Source organism: Arthrobacter sp. TmtSoilC51 (assembly GCF_055388015.1).
This window is the reverse complement of sequence record NZ_AP035877.1, coordinates 2,579,331-2,597,835: the sequence shown is the minus strand read 5'-3', so window position 1 is coordinate 2,597,835 and position 18,505 is coordinate 2,579,331. Positions and strand designations below refer to the sequence as shown.

Annotated in this window: 17 protein-coding genes and 1 pseudogene; 13 read left to right on the top strand and 5 right to left on the bottom strand. The window is 60.4% G+C overall.

The genetic code is table 11. The features are described from left to right. Positions 1 to 3 precede the first annotated feature (3 nt). The 3 genes from ACZ5G6_RS11815 (at position 4) to ACZ5G6_RS11805 (ending at position 3,493) form a co-directional block, all read left to right on the top strand. Positions 4 to 1,818, top strand: coding sequence for a gamma-glutamyltransferase family protein (locus ACZ5G6_RS11815; RefSeq protein ID WP_498685744.1), 1,815 nt, complete (start codon positions 4 to 6; stop codon positions 1,816 to 1,818). A 112-nt stretch (positions 1,819 to 1,930) separates the two neighbouring features. Continuing rightward, positions 1,931 to 2,656 carry a GntR family transcriptional regulator gene (locus ACZ5G6_RS11810; RefSeq protein WP_223932626.1) on the top strand — a complete coding sequence of 242 codons (726 nt, stop codon included), beginning with the start codon at positions 1,931 to 1,933 and terminating at the stop codon, positions 2,654 to 2,656. Between the two features lie 123 nt (positions 2,657 to 2,779). Further along, positions 2,780 to 3,493 carry a YoaK family protein gene (locus tag ACZ5G6_RS11805; protein ID WP_498685743.1) on the top strand — a complete coding sequence of 238 codons (714 nt, stop codon included), beginning with the start codon at positions 2,780 to 2,782 and terminating at the stop codon, positions 3,491 to 3,493. Between the two features lie 9 nt (positions 3,494 to 3,502). On the opposite strand, the gene ACZ5G6_RS11800 is transcribed toward ACZ5G6_RS11805, so the two are convergent. After that, on the bottom strand, positions 3,503 to 4,417 hold the full coding sequence (locus ACZ5G6_RS11800) for a dihydrodipicolinate synthase family protein (protein ID WP_498685742.1): 915 nt from the start codon (positions 4,415 to 4,417) through the stop codon (positions 3,503 to 3,505). A gap of 234 nt (positions 4,418 to 4,651) precedes the next feature. Between ACZ5G6_RS11800 and ACZ5G6_RS11795 the strand changes: the two genes are divergently transcribed. The 3 genes from ACZ5G6_RS11795 (at position 4,652) to ACZ5G6_RS11785 (ending at position 7,715) form a co-directional block, all read left to right on the top strand. Next, entirely contained in the window at positions 4,652 to 5,053 is a 402-nt protein-coding gene (locus ACZ5G6_RS11795) for a cupin domain-containing protein (protein ID WP_223932623.1), read from the top strand. 123 nt (positions 5,054 to 5,176) lie between these two features. After that, on the top strand, positions 5,177 to 6,157 hold the full coding sequence (locus tag ACZ5G6_RS11790) for an alpha/beta hydrolase fold domain-containing protein (protein ID WP_498685741.1): 981 nt from the start codon (positions 5,177 to 5,179) through the stop codon (positions 6,155 to 6,157). 370 nt (positions 6,158 to 6,527) lie between these two features. Beyond that, on the top strand, positions 6,528 to 7,715 hold the full coding sequence (locus tag ACZ5G6_RS11785) for an FAD-dependent monooxygenase (RefSeq protein ID WP_498685740.1): 1,188 nt from the start codon (positions 6,528 to 6,530) through the stop codon (positions 7,713 to 7,715). Positions 7,716 to 8,051: 336 nt separating this feature from the next. On the opposite strand, the gene ACZ5G6_RS11780 is transcribed toward ACZ5G6_RS11785, so the two are convergent. Beyond that, the gene (locus ACZ5G6_RS11780) at positions 8,052 to 9,089 is read right to left on the bottom strand and encodes an AAA family ATPase (RefSeq protein WP_223932620.1); all 1,038 of its coding nucleotides are present in this window, start codon (positions 9,087 to 9,089) and stop codon (positions 8,052 to 8,054) included. A 500-nt stretch (positions 9,090 to 9,589) separates the two neighbouring features. On the opposite strand from ACZ5G6_RS11780, the gene ACZ5G6_RS11775 reads away from it, so the two are divergent. After that, on the top strand, positions 9,590 to 10,618 hold the full coding sequence (locus ACZ5G6_RS11775; RefSeq protein WP_223932619.1) for an NADPH:quinone reductase: 1,029 nt from the start codon (positions 9,590 to 9,592) through the stop codon (positions 10,616 to 10,618). Between the two features lie 109 nt (positions 10,619 to 10,727). Here the strand turns inward: ACZ5G6_RS11775 and ACZ5G6_RS11770 are convergent. Next, positions 10,728 to 10,949: pseudogene (locus ACZ5G6_RS11770) on the bottom strand (hypothetical protein); the annotation flags it as partial. Positions 10,950 to 11,232: 283 nt separating this feature from the next. Here ACZ5G6_RS11770 and ACZ5G6_RS11765 point away from each other — a divergent pair. From ACZ5G6_RS11765 to ACZ5G6_RS11750, 4 genes are all read left to right on the top strand, one after another. Next, on the top strand, positions 11,233 to 11,919 hold the full coding sequence (locus ACZ5G6_RS11765) for a GAF and ANTAR domain-containing protein (protein ID WP_223932618.1): 687 nt from the start codon (positions 11,233 to 11,235) through the stop codon (positions 11,917 to 11,919). A 9-nt stretch (positions 11,920 to 11,928) separates the two neighbouring features. Continuing rightward, positions 11,929 to 12,642 carry a GAF and ANTAR domain-containing protein gene (locus ACZ5G6_RS11760; protein ID WP_223932617.1) on the top strand — a complete coding sequence of 238 codons (714 nt, stop codon included), beginning with the start codon at positions 11,929 to 11,931 and terminating at the stop codon, positions 12,640 to 12,642. 73 nt (positions 12,643 to 12,715) lie between these two features. Next, a complete protein-coding gene (locus tag ACZ5G6_RS11755) occupies positions 12,716 to 13,900 on the top strand; it encodes a fatty acid desaturase family protein (protein WP_498685739.1) in 1,185 nt (394 codons plus the stop codon). 321 nt (positions 13,901 to 14,221) lie between these two features. Further along, a complete protein-coding gene (locus tag ACZ5G6_RS11750) occupies positions 14,222 to 14,398 on the top strand; it encodes a hypothetical protein (protein WP_498685738.1) in 177 nt (58 codons plus the stop codon). Between the two features lie 598 nt (positions 14,399 to 14,996). Here the strand turns inward: ACZ5G6_RS11750 and ACZ5G6_RS11745 are convergent. Beyond that, positions 14,997 to 15,446, bottom strand: coding sequence for a MepB family protein (locus ACZ5G6_RS11745; RefSeq protein ID WP_498685737.1), 450 nt, complete (start codon positions 15,444 to 15,446; stop codon positions 14,997 to 14,999). A 291-nt stretch (positions 15,447 to 15,737) separates the two neighbouring features. Between ACZ5G6_RS11745 and ACZ5G6_RS11740 the strand changes: the two genes are divergently transcribed. Continuing rightward, positions 15,738 to 15,947: a hypothetical protein gene (locus ACZ5G6_RS11740; RefSeq protein ID WP_223932613.1), complete on the top strand. Its 210-nt coding sequence runs from the start codon at positions 15,738 to 15,740 to the stop codon at positions 15,945 to 15,947. Between the two features lie 114 nt (positions 15,948 to 16,061). On the opposite strand, the gene ACZ5G6_RS11735 is transcribed toward ACZ5G6_RS11740, so the two are convergent. Further along, a complete protein-coding gene (locus ACZ5G6_RS11735; RefSeq protein ID WP_498685736.1) occupies positions 16,062 to 17,276 on the bottom strand; it encodes an acyl-CoA dehydrogenase family protein in 1,215 nt (404 codons plus the stop codon). A gap of 164 nt (positions 17,277 to 17,440) precedes the next feature. Here ACZ5G6_RS11735 and ACZ5G6_RS11730 point away from each other — a divergent pair, with 164 nt between their 5' ends. Continuing rightward, entirely contained in the window at positions 17,441 to 18,346 is a 906-nt protein-coding gene (locus ACZ5G6_RS11730) for a LysR family transcriptional regulator (RefSeq protein ID WP_223932612.1), read from the top strand. Positions 18,347 to 18,505 lie beyond the last annotated feature (159 nt).

The window sequence follows — 18,505 nt, the reverse complement described above, 5'->3', positions numbered from 1 at the left end:
GGTATGACGCAGACGACTTTCTCCTCCATGACCTCAACACCGCCGGCTTCTCCGACGCGCCCCACACTGAAGGGATCCTTTGGGATGAGCGCCTCAACGCATTGGCTGGCGACAGCCAGCGCGCAGTCGGTTTTGGAACGGGGCGGAAACGCGTTCGACGCTGCTGCGGCCGCCGGCTTCGTCCTGCACGTCGTTGAACCGCATTTGAATGGTCCTGCCGGCGACTTGGTAGCCATTTACGCTCCCCACGGACGTGAACCTCAGGTCCTCATGGGCCAGGGACCTGCCCCCGCGAAGGCAACCATCGAGCACTTCACCTCTGAAGGGCTCACCTCGGTGCCCGGCGCTGGCGCTCTGGCGGCCGCCGTCCCTGGAGCCGTGGAGGCCTGGCTGCTCCTGCTAGCCAAACAGGGAACCTGGGAGCTGGCCGAAGTGCTCGGGTATGCCATCCACTATGCCGAAAACGGCCATCCCATAGGTAAGCAAGCAGCCACGGTTATTGAGACCATGGCTGGTCATTTCGAAGAACACTGGCCCAGCTCCGCGGCCCAGTGGACACCACAGGGCAGACTGCCAGCGGCGGGCGAGAACGTCAAGAACAGCGCCTATGCCATGGTCTTGCGCAAACTGATCGCAGCAGGCCACAACGCGAGTACACGTGAAGCGCGCATCCAGGCAGCACTGACGGAATGGAAGGAGGGCTTCGTAGCTAAGTCTCTGGTGGAATTCGCCCGCGCTCCCCACCGCCACTCGTCCGGCACCGACCATGCAGGAGTGATTCAGCTCAGCGATTTCGCAAACTTCGCCGCTTCCATCGAAAGTCCGCTGGCCTTGGAATTCCATGGCACAGAAATCGTAAAGGCCGGGTTCTGGTCCCAGGGTCCCGTACTGTTGCAAGTCCTGTCGATCTTAAAGAATTTTGACGACAGGCATCTTGACCCCTCAACAGCTCTCGGCGCGCACACCGTCATAGAAGCCATGAAGTTGGCAATGGCCGATCGTGATTCCTATTACGGTGACTCGTGCACGCCAAAGGTGAATCTCGCTGAGCTCTTCTCCGATGCATACGGCAAAGAAAGAGCCAGCCAAATCTCGGACTACGCGTCGACGTCCTTCAGGCCTGGATCCTTGCACGGGATCTCTCCCCGACCTCCCGAGCTTAGAGCATCCGCTGACGAGCCGTCTGTACTCGGGGCGGGCGAACCTACAGTTCGGATATCCGGAGAAACCCGTGGCGACACCTGCCATTTGGATGTCGTCGACAAGGACGGCAATATGATCAGCGCAACGCCCTCCGGCGGATGGTTACAGTCCTCGCCCGTCATACCCGAGCTCGGGTTCCCCCTGGGGACGCGACTCCAAATGTCCTGGCTGGACGAGACTTCCCCGTCGGCGCTCCGGCCGGGCAGAAGGCCAAGGACAACGCTGAGCCCGACGCTTCTTATGCGCAGGGGGCATGCCGTGGCTGCCCTCGGTTCGCCGGGGGGAGACCAGCAGGACCAGTGGCAGCTGCTCTATCTCCTCCGGACCCTTGTGGGTGGCTATACGCCCCAGGAGGCCATCGATGCTCCAACCTTCCATACCAGCGCCTTGGCGAGTTCATTCTGGCCCCGCACGTGGAACGCGACCGGAGTCGTAGCCGAGAGCCGCCTTCCAGCCGACGTAATCGCTGAACTGCGAGAGCGTGGCCATGATGTCACCGTGGTGGACGGCTGGTCTCTGGGAAGGATGTCTACCGTGACGAGGGAGCCATCCACTGGCGAATTAGGGGCAGCCGCCAACCCCCGTGGAAATCAAGGGTATGCCGCCGGCCGATAATCCCTGTGCTCCTGCATAACGGACGCGTCCTATATCTGCGGAGGGCACAAGGCTCGCAACTCAGATAGGATCCAATTGATTGGACCACAAGCATCGACACCGGAGGGCTTTCATGACGGATCCCATTGAGCTCGGAGCCAGACATCAGCAGGTGGACGTCCGCGCAAAAACTGTGGAGTCATTGGTCGACGCCCTGCAGGAACGAATCAGCGACGGAGAATTCGGCGTCGGCTCCTGGATCCGCCAGGAACGGCTGGCCGAAGAATACGGAGTCAGCCGGATGCCCATCAGGGAAGCACTGCACCGACTGCAGGCGCTCGGGGTCGTCGAAATTGTCGCCAACAGGGGCGCCCGGGTTCAGATGCCCTCCATGCGTGACATTGCCGAGGCCTATGAAGTTCGCGGTGTTCTTGAGGGCCACGCAGCATACCGGGCCGCGCGAGCCTGCACACAGGCGGATATCGACCGCCTGCACCAGGCAGGTAAGTGGTTCGATGAAGCTGCTGCCCAGGCGCGAGCCGGAGCCAAGGCAGCGGCCAAGGACCTCTGGTACAAAGCAAATGAACTCTTTCACAGCACCGTTATCCAAGCCGCCGGAAATGCACAGCTCAGCACAAGTATCAGCGCACTCCACCACCGAATGCCCAGAAACCTCACCTGGTCGGCTCTTGGCGGGGATTCGCGGCTGTTGGCCGACAATGCTGCGGAGCATATGAAAATCGCCCAAGCGATTGAGAACCGCGATGCTCAGTCTGCCCGGGAGCTGACAATAGAGCACAGTGCACATGCCCGCGAGCTTGTCGAAATTCACGTGCAACGTTCCACCCCTCAGCGGTGATCCGAAGAACTTTCTCCGACACATTGGATTCAATATTGGTTTTCTTGGATACTATCCTGTCATGACTATTTTCAGGCATCCTCACTCAGTTCCTGCCCACCTGCTTGGAAAGGGAGGACAACTGTGAGCCGTAGGCGTCCCACGGTCCAAACCATTCATTTGGGGTTGATGCTCGCATTGACCTTCTCGACAGGTATTGCTGATGCCGTGGGTTATTTGGGCCTCGATAAAGTGTTTACGGGCAACATGACCGGAAACGTGGTGATACTCGGAATGGCGCTGGCTGGCGCGGACGGGCTGCCGGTAGTCGGGCCGGCAGTGGCCCTCGCAGGCTTCATGGCAGGCGCCGCCGTTGCAGGGCGGGCCCTAAGGGGAATAGAAGCATCATGGACTTCAATTACCACGACCATCTTGTTGACAATCGGCCTGATACTTTGCGCAATGACCGTTTACCTGGCGATTGAACCCAACGCCACACGTGGCGCGAACCACGTGATCGTTGCAGGCGTGCTCGCGACTACGATGGGCGCACAAGCTGCCACAGCACGTCACTTGGCAGTCAAGGACGTTACAACTGTGGTCGTTACTTCGACCATCACAGGGCTCTCCGCAGACTCATGGCTCGGTGGCCGCGTGGCCCAGCCCTGGGTCCGGCGGCTATTGGCGATTCTCCTGATTAGCGCAGGCGCCACCGTCGGCGCACTGCTGCTGAGGCTGCACCTGGCGACGGGGGTTGGGCTATCTGGAGCCATCACGCTCGCTGCTGCACTCGCTGGCCATTTCTATGGACGGGTCGCCAGCGCGCCGACAAGGGATTCACAGAAAATACACGCGTAGGACCGTCGCCTACACAAATCCGTAAAACCGGCTATGCGCATCAAAGGCCGCCGACCAGGCAGTGGTCGGCGGCCTTACTGCAGCATGCTCAATTACACCTTGTCGACGCCAATGCTCTTTACGAATTGCAATGCTGGCACCCTGCTGGGTCTCAAAGTTAATAAGGCCTGCAATCTCGCCCACCGTTTTGGCTGCACCAAGTTCATCACCCATCCGCCACTTCTGCAACGCTGAAGCCAGCACTTCCGGCTTCGAAATGCCAGCGGCCATTCCAACAGCTCCGGAGCGCAGATCATCAATCAAGCCGATGCCGCCGAACCCGCCGATGAGTCGCGAGGATATCCTCGATTCCAGAAAGTTGATCCGCGTGAAGGTGGGTTCCGATTCACACTTGACCGCTTGGATGAAATCCAAACCCGAGAGAGTGTCCGCGAGATCTTCGACACTGATTCGGATTCCTGTGGCCCTGGGCAGGTCCTGGACTATCACCGGTAAGCCCGTGGACTTGTGAACAGCACGGAGAGAGTCCCTGAATTCTCGGGGGTCGCTACTGGAGACGGGCACCATGATGGCCGACAGCTTCCCAGGCAGAGCCGAGGTCAGTTGGCGCGCCTCAAGCAGAGCCTCAGCCCACCCGGGGTTCATAACACTTGCTACGACTGGTAAGCCACCCGCGCTGCCGGCAATGGCTTCCATGGCCATGACCTTTTCCCGCATGGTCAGACTTGCAGGCTCCGCAATCACGCCCAACCCCACGAGGCTGGTGCATCCACGTTCAACCAAGACCCGTGACAGCCGCGACAGCGACTCCAAGTCGATCACTCCCCCACCAGGCCCGAATGGCGTCGCCACCATGCCCCAAAGCTCTAGTGTTTCCTGCTTGCCAGAAATGTTTGGAGTGGAAGTGTTGCCCTTGGCATTCATCTTCGAACCTATCTAGTGGGGGAAGGAGGCACCTGGTAGACCTCCGCGAGCCAGCTGCCCGTCCACGCCTGCGGCAGAGAACGAACTTCCGAAACAACTTGACGCGGAGAGGCTTCTCATGCGATATTCATCACATCAGATCGGATCCAATTCTACATGTTTACATCCAATCCATGCTCGGCGCGAGGCCTTGTGTCTGCCGTCGCCAGTGATTGATCGACCTATTGGAGAGTCATGACCCAGGGAACTTTTCCACCCACTCCCGGCGACAAGCTGATATTCGAGAATGAACGCGTGCGTGTGTGGTCGATGACAATTCCCGCCCATGGAATGTTCGACTACCACCAACATTTTCACGACCACGTTATTCTGTGGCCAGAGGCCGGCCATGTTCAAGGGCAGGAACTCGGGGACCCTGACTGGTCACTTGAACAGATCGCCGAGCCGGGCTACGTGGCATTCAAGACCGTTGGAGCATCCGGCCCATTGGTTCCGCACCGGGTGCGGAGCCTGGACGACCATCCAACGACTCACTACATTGTGGAGCTCATCAGCGAACCTTCCCCTAGCAGCACCGATCTCCCCACCGTTTCGAATGACCTCGGCAAAGTCAGGGACCTGCGCAACAGATACTGACTTTCCAAGGGCCGAAAGCCCGAACCCGTCCACGGCCACGCTAGTTCAGGGCATCTTCGTGCCCATGATTTCGAAACAGAATTCGCTTTCCGTGCTCCCCAACCCAGCAGAACGGAGGCAGCAATGCCAACGAACGACTCACTCGTAACTGACGGCCAAGCGCACATATCATCACTCATGCCGGCCTTCGATTATGAGAAATTGGCCCCTGCGGAACTGCTCGTGGCGCAGCCGCAGAGGTTGCTCCCCGGTACCGCCAGCTTCCTAAACATTCCGTACGCATCACCATTGGGCTGGCGGCCACTGCTGCTTGATGTTCACTTGCCGGACAGGGGACAAGGTCCATTTCCTGCAGTTATCTATGTACATGGCGGCAGTTTCCTGGGGGGGATCAAGGCCATGGGACCATGGCGTTCGCTACCTTTAGCGGGGATTGCGGTTGTATCCATCTCATATAGGTTCTCTGGCGAAGCCCAATACCCGGAGCCCATTGAAGATGTCCGTGCCGCAGTTCGATGGACGCGTGCCAACGCGGCGCAGTTCAATCTCGCCCCCGATGCATTGGCTATGTGGGGTAGCTCAGCAGGTGCGTACTTGGCTTCCATGGCCGCAGTCACCGGAGATTTCCCTCTCGGTCGCCCCGTGGGTCAGGAAACCACTACCTCCGCACGGGTGACATGCGTTGTCAACCATTATGGGATTTCCGACTTCGCTGCTCTTGGCGACGATGCGCTCGAAAACGACGTAGCGCAGAAGGAAGCGTTGGCCCGCATCGTCCGCCAGTTTCTTGGATTTGATCCTGCCCTTGACCGCGAGAGAGCCTTGGATGCCAACCCGATGAGGTTGGCCGCGGAGCATCCGGACACTCCACCTTTCCTCTTCATGCACGGCGACAGAGACCGCCGCGTGGGTTACAGACAAAGTCTTCGTTTCCACCAAGGACTGTTGCAGCTGGGCCGTTCTTCGACTCTGGTAACCGTGCCCGGGGCCGACCACGGGGACAAGATTTTTGAGGAAGAGGACGTGGTGGGCCGAGCGGTGGCCTTTCTGCGTAGCTGCTGGGCCAAGTCAGCCGGCAGAAACCCGTCGGGTTCCGATGACTAGCACTGCGCGTCCCAGAGCCTCCCAGCCGCGAAGCATGCGAACTGCTGGCATGCGACGCCGGGGCTTTCAGTTCCATCAGAATTGCAAGACGTTTCTGCGTCATTCTCTGTTGGGGAGCTGCCCTGCCCTGGCAGCCACAGCGAAAATCGACATTCTCTACGAAATCGTCGTACAAAGCCTGCTTATGCGGGTCACTTCTCTGGGCACCGTTTCGGACCCCAAGCACATGTACGACGGCTTTCCCGACAGGGTCACCTATGAACGAGAACTTATGAAACTGGCTCAACTATCTGGCTTCCGACTCCTGGCGCCCTAGCCAGCCGTAGCCACCAAACGAAGACTCTTCCACTCCAAACACTGAAAGACACCAATGCCACACTCAACACTCTCCGTCCATGACCTCCACACGGGGGCCGCCAACTCCCCAGCCACAGCCCTCGTCGTGGGCGCGAGCATGGCTGGACTTTCAACTGCGGCCCAGCTGACAGATATCGGTTACAAAGTCACCGTTGTGGAACGGGCGCCACACCTGCGGCTCGTTGGCTCCCCCATTGACGTCCGAGGTGAAGCCCTGACTGTGGCCGACAGGATGGGCATTCTGGACACCATACGCCAACACAAGGTCGCCAGTGACGAACGGCCGGTGTTCACCACCTTCGTCGACTTCAAAGGACAAGCAGTAGCCGAGTTGCCCGTGGAAATGGCGAACGATTCCGTGGACGACATCGAAATATCACGCGAAGCCCTCATCAACGTCCTCCACTCGAGAATCGGAACGGCGACAGACTTCGTTTATGGCGATTGGCCTGTCAGCGCGACGGAGGACGGCGCAGGGGTGGCTGTGGCCTTCGCCAGTGGAAGGAATGATAGATACCAGATTGTCGTCGGGGCGGACGGAATCCATTCATCCATCCGCAAGCTGGTTTTCGGGCCTGAATCCATCTTCAGGAAACACCTTGGTGTCTACTACGCCATCGTCGATCTTCCGACTGGCACCAAAAATATAGTCAATGAAAGCCGGACCTATAACTGTCCCGGCGGCATGGTGGGGATCAACGACTACGGGGATCGTGCGTTTGGTGTCTTTGCCTTCCGGGCGCCCGAGAGAGACTACGACTACCGTAATGCAGCGGCACAGAAAGGCCTTCTGATCGAGGCGTTCGCCAATGAGCAAGGCTGGCACGTACCGTTCCTCCTGGATGCAGTTCGTGATGCCGAAGACATCTACTTCGACTCCGTCAGCCAAGTCCACATGCCGCGTTGGTCGCATGGCCGCTTCGTGCTGGTCGGGGATGCGGCCCACGCAGCCTCACTGTTCTCTGGACGAGGAACGTCATTGGCAATGATGGGCGCCGCCATCCTGGCCGAGGCTCTCACGGAATCAGGATATGAACCAACCGCGGCCTTCGAGCGCTACGAAACGCGTCTGCGGCCAGCAGTCCAAAAAGCCCAGGAGGGCGTCAGTGAGGCGCGCGACTTCATGGTTCCCGAAACCCAGGCCGGCATCGACCAGCGCAACCTACGTTTCCCCCTGAAGTCAGCCTCACACCTCGTCTAAGAACCGGCCAGATCAGCAGACCGCCCAGCGGGGCACGCCGGCCCAACAGTATTCGGCAGGTCCCCCACACTGCCTTTCAATCCGTGGCCCGGCAGGCGGCAGGGATCGCAAAGGAACGACGGCGGGCCCCGCCTTGGGAAGGCAACATTCATTTCCGGTCCCCGGTGCCACCTGCGTGCGGTCGTACGTCGCTTCTGGCAGCACGGGTTGTGTCGGTGGCCTGGATGCCAAAGGGCTCGAGAACGCTATGGGTATCTCTGGGTTGCGTTGGGCGGCCAGATACACCTGACTTCCCCCAAAGTCAGGCATTGGCCTGACAGTTGCCACAGGATCCGCTCAGACCAGCCAGCGCCACCAGCGTGACTGTTCCGGTCGTGGCGGTGTCGGTTCCGGCTCCGGCTCCTCGCCCAAGGCCAGCGCGGCCTCGACGATGTCGTCCTCCGTGAGCGTCATGACGGCCTCACGATCGAGCGCGTCGAGACTTTGTTCCTTGTCGCGCGACAGCCGCAGCGCCTGGCGGTTGAGCGCCTGCTCGAACAGCGTGCGGGCGAACCGTGCGTTGCCGGAGTCCTCGCCCGCGTGGAGCCCGGTGAGGATGCGGCGCAGCATCTGGTCCGCACCCGGCTCCAGCGTGTACTCGTGCTGGACCAGCATCTGGTGGAAAATCGTCTGGAGTGCGTCGACGGAGTAGTCGGGGAACGTGATCTCGCGGGCGAACCTGGACCGCAGTCCGGGGTTGGAGAGCAAGAAGGACTCCATCAGCCGCGGGTACCCGGCCACGATCACCACCAAGCGGTGGCGATGGTCCTCCATCCGCTTGAGCAGGACCTCGATGGCTTCCGGGCCGAAGTCCATCCGGCCGTCCTCCGGGGTCAACGCGTACGCTTCGTCGATGAACAGGACGCCGTCCAGCGCACGCCGGATCACCCGGTCCGTCTTGATGGCGGTTGCGCCGACGTACTGCCCCACCAGGCCCGAACGGTCGACCTCGACCAGGTGCCCTTTCTGCAGCAGACCAACTGCTCGGTACATCTCGGCCAGGAGCCGCGCCACGGTGGTCTTGCCCGTGCCCGGGTTTCCGAGGAACACCAGATGCTGCGATGTGGCCACTTCCGGCAGGCCGTGCATCTTACGGCGGGCTTGGACCTGGAGCAATGCGACGAGCGCCCGCACCTGTTCCTTCACGGTCTCCAGTCCAACCAGCGCATCGAGTTCGGCCTGCACCTCTGACAGTGGCCGGCCCGGCCCGGGCTTCGCACCCATGAGGTCGCCGACCAGGTCGTCGACGCGCTCCGAACCGGACAGCTTGAGCTGGTTGGCTAGATGACCGATGGTTTCGCGCAGGTCATCGAGCGGATTGCGGCTGGCAGCCATACATCCACTGTAGTACTCGATTTCCGACCAGCGTGGGGTTGGCCCCACGAGTATCAGCTTCCTGCTGGGCGTCGTGGCCCGCAGGCACACTTCGTCCTGGCACTCCCGACGACGCACGCGCAAGCCACCGACGAGAGGCCAGCGGACCTGGCTCCGTTCAGGGACGACAGCTGGGTGTGGCTTCCGCGCGCGATCTCGCCGGATTATCACGACGAAATGGTGGCAGCCTGCCGCCAGGCAGGATTCAGCCCGCCTCAGCACAGCCGACGGAGAACTCCTCGCCACTGCCACGAGCACGCTGCTCGTGTTTCCCCACAAACCGGGCACTGGGGCAACATGACGGCCTCGCAGGGCTTCTTGGCGCAGCCGTCTGGTATCTGATGTGGCTACCAGATGGTCCGCCAGGATCATTGGACCTGTTGCAGGAAGTTGCCGCCGTCGTCCTTCGATAGGGTGGTTCGGTAGGTTCGGCCACGGGTACCCGGTTCATGGGAGAAGACATGAAAGCGATTGTGTACGAAGAAACAGGTTCGTCCTCAGTGCTGAAGTTTCAGGACAAGCCGCTGGCTGACCCCGGCGCGGGTGAGGTTCGGGTTCGCATCGTCGTCTCCGGGGTGAACCCCACCGACTGGAAGGCCCGGGCAGGCGGAGGACGAAACATCCCGCTGGAAGCGCCGAAGGTTCCTAACCAGGACGGCGCCGGCGTGATCGACGAGATCGGCTCCGGAGTGACAGGACTCAGCGTCGGCGACCGAGTCTGGCTCTGGGACGTCGCCTGGGACAGCCATGAGGGCACAGCACAGGAGTATGCGGTTGTACCGGCCGCCAAAGCAGTGGCGCTTCCGGACGCAGAGTCCTTCGATACGGGGGCGTCCATCGGCATCCCCGCCCTGACAGCGCACCGGGCGCTGACCTCGAACGAGGACGGCCCTGCCAGGCTCTCCCCCGGCGCGTTGGCGGGACGAACGGTACTGGTCACCGGCGGTGCAGGCGCAGTGGGACACGCTGCGATTCAGCTCGCAAATTGGGCCGGAGCAACCATCATCACGACTGTCAGCGGAGATCGGAAAGCTGAACTCGCACGCCTCGCGGGAGCCCATACCATCGTGAACTACCGCACCGACGACGTCGTGGCTGCCGTCCGTCGCTCCGCCCCCGGCGGGGTCGACACCATCGTTGACGTCAACGCTCCAGCCAACATCGATTCCGACGTGAAGGTGCTCAAGCCAAGCGGAACCATAGCCATCTACGCGGCGAACCCCGGAGAAACAGTGACAGTTCCAATCCGCGAAAGCATGACCAAGAACGTCCGATACCAGTTCATTCTCACTTACACCGTGACGGACGAGCAGAAAGAGCACGCCGTGGCAGCCGTCTTTGAGGCGCTGAAGGCCGGCGCGTTGCGCGTCGGCGAAGCGCACGGCCTGCCGCTGACCCGCTTCCCGCTCGAAGATACCGCCGCGGCACATGATGCCGTGGAGCAGGGCACCATCGGGAAGGTGCTCATCGACGTCGCACCATCATCCTGAGACTCGCCATGGCCTCCAGGCCAACCGGGTCGGGGCCCAAACAGGAAATTCAATGACCTACTGCTATGGGAGCCGAACAGCATTGCCCCATTCCGTCCATGAGCCGTCATAGTTTCCCGCCGCGGAGGACCCCCTCCTGCGGGTAATCGGGGATTGAAGTTCGCTCGCCCGTGTATTCCTCAGGGTTGTTGCGGATATAGGCCGCCCACCAGTTGTGCTTGTCACCATAAATGACAACGGTACTGTCCCGTGAAATACCTCGGGAGGTCATCAGGTTGGCAAATTCCTGTCCGGTCAAATAGTCGCGCATCACCTGGTTGTTCAGAAATGTGGATATTGTCCACACTTCGTTTGGCTCGATCGACCACCGAAGAACAAACATCAGCCGGGCCAAGTGCGGCCCAATGGGTCAGCAAATCCCACACCTCAACCTACTTCGAAAAATGGCGAACCCCGCGAAAGGGAGTGAACAGACCGTGATGACAGCCGCCGTCGAGAGTCACCAGCGCCGGCGGGTTTATGGTTGAGGAAGCAGTCAGAGTCCGGCTGTCTTCCAAAAAACAGGAATGGTGGTCGTTGGTGCAGCCGAGCCATCGCGTAAGAGCTGACAAAGCGTGCCTGAGGTGACCTCAGCGGCGGCGTATGGACCCCACGGCGATCTGTGTGCCGCATTCCTCCAGGAACTGCCCATCGACGGCGCAGCTGTTTCCATTTTCGGTGGTTCTGCAGCCGAAACATTGATGTGCGCGTCCGACGTTACGGCCGCCCGGCTTGATGAGCTCCAGTACGATCTCGGGGACGGACCACGGTGGGATGTTTTCCGCACCCAACTGCCGGTCATGATCCCAGACCTCAGCGCCGCCGGAGTGCGCTTATGGCCGGCGTTCGCCGAAGCTGCGGCCACGACCGACGCAGCCGCGCTCTTTGTCTTCCCGTTGCTCGCCGGTGGCCTGGTCATCGGTGTGGCGGAACTTTACTGCACTTCTCCGCGCGAATTCAGTCCCGCCCAGATCAGCCGGGCCACCCACATCGCCAGCCGGACCGCCTGGACTTTGCTGCGGGGATTGATGCCAGACCATGAGACCGAATCCGCGGCCATTCCAGTGGCCCGTCGGGAAATCCACCAGGCAACCGGTATGGTGCTGGTCCAGACCGGAAGCACCGCCGCCGAAGCGTTGCTGTTGCTCCGCGGTCATGCCTTCGCCAGCGGACGTTCCCTGCAGGACACCGCCGTGGACGTGGTGAACCGACGGCTGAATTTCACCCCGGCACCGGACGCCGCCGATAGCGGTCCACAGTAAAATGCTGACATGGTAAACAAAAGCAGAGCCGAGCGTCTCAGCGATACGTTCGTGAAGCTTACCGACACCCTCGTTGCTGACTACGACGTCCTGGACCTCCTCCACACCCTCGTGGAGGACGCCGTCGACTTGCTCGACGCCGCCCATGCCGGACTGTTGCTCTCCGACGCCGACGGGAACCTGCAACTGCTCGCCTCCACCAGCGAGCAAAGCCAACTGGTGGAGCTGCTGCAACTCGAAGCCGGAGCTGGCCCCTGCGTGGAGTGCTACCGCACCGGAACCGTCATCACCGTCGATGACATCGGCACCCTTGGTGACCGCTGGCCGGCATTCCAACACATTGCCTTGGACATGGGATTCAGGTCAGTGCACGCCGTGCCAATGCGCGTCCACACCAGGGTCATCGGCGCCATGGGCCTGTTCGGCGCCGAAACCGGCGCCCTAACCCCCGAAGACGCCTCCATCGCCCAGGCCATGGCCGACGTGGCGACCATCAGCCTTCTCCAGGAACGCACCATCCGCGAAGCGGGCGTCCTCAACGACCAACTGCAACGCGCGCTAACCACCCGGGTGCTCATCGAGCAGGCCAAGGGTGTCATCGCACAGACCAAGAACCTCGACATGGACAGTGCTTTCAATGTGCTACGCGCACATGCCCGCTCCTCCCGGCAAAACCTTCACGACGTCGCCGAAAGCATCATCAAGCGCACTTTGATGATCTAGCACTTTCCGGGCACGCCCCACTTGAAAGGATTGCCCGGCAAGGTCCATTCCCTCTGGACTCACATCGCCCTTCGTGCCTACGCTGGTGTTGTTGCCCCAGACCTCGGCAGCGCATCACCAGCGCGCACGAGGAGGCAACACCTTGACCTCAACCCATCAGCCCCCGCCGGTCGTACCCACGCTCACGCCAATATCCAAGCATGCAACGCCCGGAATCCGGATCAACAAAGTCACCAACAGCTACGCGGGCCTCTTGACGTCAGTCAAGGAGGCCGGGCTGCTTGAGCGGTGCCGGCGCTATTACCTCCTGCTCTTGATGCTCCTGGTCGTCGCGGGCGCCGCTGTCTGGGTGGCGTTCTTCCTTCTAGGCGACTCTTGGCTCCAGCTTGCAGTCGCGGCCGTGCTCGGTGTCGTGTTCACGCAGTTCGCGTTGGTCGGCCACGAAGCTGCGCACCTTCAGGTGTTCTCCTCCCGGGCTGCAAATGAGTGGACTGCACGCCTGATCGCCACCCTGATGGTGGGTATGAGTTATGCCTACTGGACCGACAAGCACTCAAGGCACCACGCCCGACCGAACGTGGTTAATAAGGATCCGGACATCGCTCCCGGCGCCATCGTCTTCCACAACGAAGTGCCGACCAAGCGTGGGCGCTTTTCCCGGGCCTACGGCAAGCGACAGGGCTTTCTCCTTTTCCCGCTGCTTTTGTTCCTTGGATGGACATTGCACATCGACTCGCTGAAGTATCTGCTGCGTCGCGGGCCGGTGAAGTACCGATGGCTTGAGCTTGGCCTGCTGGGTCTGCGCCTCGGCACCTACATCGGATTGCTGTTCCTTGTGCTGTCCCTTGGTGTCGCCGCAGCGTTTATCGGGGTTCAGGTCGCCGTCTTCGGGTTGTATATGGGCGGAACCTTTGCACCAAACCACAAAGGAATGCCGATACTTCCCGAAAACAGCCGTGCCGACTTCCTGACCCGGCAGGTGCTCACTTCCCGAAATATCACCGGCGGTGGATTCGTCACGTTCTTCATGGGTGGGCTCAACTACCAGATCGAACACCATTTGTTTCCCGACATGCCCCGTCGGCATCTTCGCGAAGCCAGCCAGTTGGTCAAAGCACACTGCGCTCTCACAGGCATCCCCTACACCGAGACTGGGCTGATGAGCTCCTACGGAATCGTTATCCGCTACCTCAACAAGGTAGGACTCAAGGCCGCAGACCCGTTCACCTGCCCCCTCGCCCAAGAGCACCGACGCTAACGGGCCATTGCGCTCACACGCATGTCTCCGGCAAGTCAGATCCAAAAGGTCCGGCAACACCAGAACACAATCCGCCCCGGGCCTAAAATGCGGATCTCGCAGCGGTTTGTCCCGCTTAACGAACCGCCACCCTCCGTTCTCCGATGTCGAAACCAGGCCCTCCAGGCACTGAGTCAATAAGGCGCCGGGTATACGGATGCCAGTGGCGGAATCGTCGTCGAAAACCTCATCCAATGCGAAGTCCTTGGCCGAAACCGTGACGAGCTCTGCCTTGCGTTCTGCGATGGAGGGCGTAGCGGCGAGAAGGGCTTTCGTGTAGGGGTGCTTCACCTTGCCGGCAGCGAGTTCTTCGCCGGTGAGCCGCTCCAGGATCTTGCCCCGGCTGCCGGTAAGACCTTCAGGATGATCGCGAAGACCACCACGAGCATGGTCGAAACCGGGTCACATTTGGTCGGAAGTTCTCCGCAGATGTGCGCCACCTCCGTCGACTCTCTTTGACCTGGAAGACCACCGGCCCCATTGGCGCACGGGAGGACGGACCGGCCGCCTGAGTGGCACATCCCGAACCATAGAGCCAACTCGGATTCCATATACATCCCCTTCCACCGCATTGAAGTACGCCAAAAGGCCAATGTGGCCCACTCCCCCGCTAGCCCAAGCCTGACGCGCATGGGATGAGTCAACATGCCCTCGAGGTCACTCGATCGATGGCGATCCGGGCCAGTGAGACCAGCGCCTCTTGGCCGGTGGCAAAGGACAAACGCGAGGTCGCGCGAGTTGCTAAGTTTAAGCATTTGCTTGACATCATGTGAACTGATGTTCGACCTCACCGGGACAGTAGAAAGGGACCGGCACCGAACGATATTCACGGTTCGCTGATCACATCGGGTACTTGCCCGAGGAGCGTGTCTCCCGGACGTTGCCTTCGGCTCGGTGCTTGCAGCGAGCCGAAGGAGTCGTCAGGCTCGCCTCCCGAGGGCGTCGGACCGACCACCGCGGAACGAGTCGCAGGGTCCGGTCGGCACGGTCAGCGGTCGGCTTACGGGAGATGTTGGATTGCCTGCTCGTTTTCAGTTACGGTCCTCGACGCGTTGCTTCAAGGAAGCTCGACGAACACAGACCCCTGCGCGCGCTGAGTGCGTGACGCTTGAGAATTCAGGTCGGTGCACCATGCGGGATAGACGCGGAATCCGCGTTTGCCGGGATGCAAGTCGGAGCTGACGTATCCGAGCGAGGTCAGGTGCTCCGTGGTGAATTGGAAGACCCCGAACCGCTCCTGCTCCTCTACGAAGACGAGCAGTCCAGACATCGACTCGTTAGCCGTGAAGGGCCTGGTGGATCCGCCTTCGCCGCGTTTCCAGACCGCGACGAAGGCGCCCGGCTTCGTCGGTGTGATCCGGGCGGTGCGGATTCGCCACTGCTCGTTCCCGATGCGTGCAACCCCGGATTCGTAGTCGCTGTTCTGTTCTTCAACCTGGACGACAGGCTCTGCATCGACAGCAGCAGGTGCGAGATCGATGAAGCGCTTGAATGCGTGGAAATTCACTCTCAAACTGTAATCGCTCAAGAATCCGGCCTGAAACCTGCCCGCCGCAAGCCAGGACTATGGTGGTCCGGGAGGTCATAGCCGCCTTAAGGTCAGCGTTCAGTTGCTCTACCGCCTCGATCCACAGCGTTCGAAGCGAATCCTGTCACTCCGAGCAGAATCCCGCTGATGTTGGGAATCCATTCCCCTTTTCGCATCAGCTTTTTGGGCGCGGATGTCGAGGAAATCCGGCATCGTAAGTAAACTGACCATTGAGCCGCTGAAGATCATCAACGACACTGGGGATACGGCATGGATGACCCACGGAAGACAGCACGACAGCTCATAGCGAAACACGAAATCACCCTTGAGCGTCTATGGCTCAGGTACTGGGCTGAAGGCGGGAACGCTTCCGAACCCGAATTCGACGCCTTCGTTCACGGAGCACTGCGGTTGCCACGATTCGATCTCCGGGTCCTCACCTGGGCCATGGAAGACCTCGACACCAGCTCTGCGCACTGACCACACATCCCAGCCCCCAAAGCGGTGGAACTAGTCCTCCTCCCGCGATTCCACCGTCCAACGCTCACGGTGAATGCCGCCGCATACGTATAGTGCGTTCCGATCAGCTCAGGACTAGACGAATGCGGATTTTCCGGTGACGGCACGGCCGACAATGAGGGAATTGATCTCGTAGGTTCCCTCGTATGTGTAGAGGATCTCGGCGTCCCCCAGCAGCTTGCCCATTTCGTAGTCGCTGCTTATCCCGTTTCCGCCAAGCAGGGATCTGCCCATGGCTACCGAAGCCCTCGCCATCCGGGTGGTGGTTGCCTTGCTCATGGCGGCTTGGACCATGTCCAGCTTTCCATCGGCCTGTATTCTCGCCAGGTGTGCCATCAATCCGAGGGACGCCGTGGCGTTCCCGATGATCTCGGCCAGCTGTTGCTGTACCAGTTGGAACTTAGCGAGTTCCCGACCAAACTGCTTTCGCTTCAGCGAGTAGGCGCGGGCGATATCAAATGCCGCGAGCTGAATGCCGGCGGCCTGCCAGCCTACCCATGCCCGGGAATCCCTCAAGAGGTCGTTTGCTTTCGAGAAGTCGGTCGCTCCCGGCAGGAGGTTTGCTTCGGGAATCCGCACGGACCGCAACTCGATGTGGGCGTTTTGCATGATCCGCAAACCGATCTTGTTGCAGATTTTCGTTGCCGAGTATCCGGGGCGATCCGTCTCAACAATGAAGCCCTTAATCTGCCCATCCGCGACATCCCGGGCCCAGACCAAAGCGAAGTCGGCGACGGTACCCGAGCCTATCCAGCGTTTTGCACCATCGATGACCCACTCCCCGCCTTCAAGGCGGGCAGTAGTCTCAACGCCGCCGGCTATATCTGAACCATGGTCCGGCTCCGTGAGGGCAAATGCGCCGAGTTGCCGGAATGAGGTCAGACCAGGGAGCCAACGGTCTTTTTGGGCCTGCGACCCCAATGCGTTAATCATTCCCACGATGAGTTCATTGTGGATGCCTACCAGGGCTGACAGTGAGACGTCCGCTCGAGCGACCTCTACATATACGAGTCCCTTAAACAGGACTGACGTTCCGTCCGTTTGCAAGCCTCCCAATCCATAGGCTCCGAGCTTGGGCAGGAGCTCGAACGGGAACTCCTCCCTGTTCCAATAGTCAATGGTTGCTGCGCGGACGTCCTCCTGAAGAAATCTACGGATGTCCAACAGCCGGGAACGCTCGGCCGGTAGGAGCAGATCCAAGATATGCATCATGTCGGCATCAGGGAAAGGCGGCACTATGGTTGGCGCCACTTCGTCGGGCAGGTTGCGGACTCTTTCTTCCAGTTTCATGGGCATGTGTCCTTTCATCCTTGACAGGAGTAGCTTGACTGGGCTTACTGCCAGCAGAAACGCACCAGGTCCTCATAGTAGGACTTCCTAGTAGATACTAGGAAGTCCTACTAAAGGTTTGTTTAGGCAGACATAGTGTGCGTTGATGCACAGGAGGCGAAACGTTGGACTTTAAAGGACTTCCAAGCGCAGACGATCTTCTCGTCCTGCTCACTGTTGCCCGCTTGGGTAGATTCAACGCGGTCGCTGAGGCGCTGGAAACCACCCACACCACCATCTCGAGGCGGATCATCGCCTTGGATAAACGTCTGGGCGGCCGCACCCTGGAACGCACTCCCTATGGTTGGGAGCTGACCGAGTTGGGACGACAGGCGGTCGCTGCGGCAGAGGGCGTTGAGCGAAGCTTGGGAGGCCTTGCGGCCGGATTGGAACGCACTTCCGATTCGCTCTCGGGTTTGGTCAGGATCAGCACCCCCGACGTGTTCGGACCCATGTTCGTGACGCCGGCGCTCGTGCGGCTTCAGCGCAGAAACCCCTTGCTCCGGATCGAAATGCTCAATGCCACACGCAAGCTGAGCCGGAACAGGTCCGGCGTGGATCTTGAGATTGTCGCCGGCATCGTGGAGGCGGGGAGAACTGAGACAATCTTCCTCGCTGACTACGTCCTCCGCCTTTATGCCAGCCCAAATTACCTGAAAGAGCGCGGGACGCCCCAAACACTTCCGGAGCTTCAAAGCCACAGCTTCGTGTCCTACGTGGAGTCACTTCTTCAAGTTGTCGAAATAGGGCACCGTTCGCAAACCCTGACAGAGAGTCCGGCAAACTTTCAGGCAACAAGCCTCTTTGCCCAGCTGGAGGCGGTTCGACATAACGGCGGAATCGGCCTCCTGCCCTCCTTCATGGTCTACGGACTCCCGGGTTTTGTCCCCGTACTGCCGCATGGTTTTGAACGGCGGCTCAGTTTCTGGGCCGCGGCCAGACCAGAATCACTTCGCTCCCCTGCCGTCCAGGCCGTCATCAAGGCCGTTCTGTCGGAAGTCCGCAGCCGCCAAGACGAACTGATGGCCTAACCGTCGGAACAAGGGCCGACCCATCGCTGATGCCATGTGCACGTATGCACATGGCATCTGCTTTAACTGCGCTTGTTCGCACCGTTGAGGCGGTGGGACGCTGAATCAACGGCCCAGCAGAAAGCTGGAATCCCCCAGACCTTCGACCAGATGATGGAT